Source organism: Pseudomonas sp. PS02290 (genome assembly GCF_029960075.1).
Classification (GTDB): Bacteria; Pseudomonadota; Gammaproteobacteria; order Pseudomonadales; family Pseudomonadaceae; genus Aquipseudomonas.
In genome coordinates this window covers 1-255 of record NZ_JASCOY010000254.1, presented here as the reverse complement: position 1 = coordinate 255, position 255 = coordinate 1, and the positions used below count along the sequence as shown (strand labels likewise).

The 255-nt window shown below is 56.1% G+C and carries 1 protein-coding gene; it reads left to right on the top strand.

Features of this window, described 5'->3' with window-relative positions:
- The coding region (locus QMX88_RS29985) for a transposase (protein ID WP_282373749.1) at window positions 1–239 on the top strand (239 nt) is incomplete at its 5' end.
- Between the last annotated feature and the right edge of the window lie 16 nt (window positions 240–255).

Here is a 255-nt window from a genome sequence, read left to right as displayed (position 1 = left end):
AATCAGTCCCTGAAGTCTGCGACAACCTCAGCATTGGCCGAACCGCGCTGCGTCGCTGGGTCGAACAAGTGCGTGCGGAGCGCCAAGGCGCAACGCCCGTCGGCGCCAAGGCAATTACCGCCGAGCAACAGGAAATACAGCGACTCAAAACCTTGCTCAGGCAAAAGGATCGGGATATCGAAATCCTAAAAAAGGCCAGTGCTCTCCTGCTTTCGGACTCCAAAGATCATTCGAACTGATCAGCGAGCTGGGCAA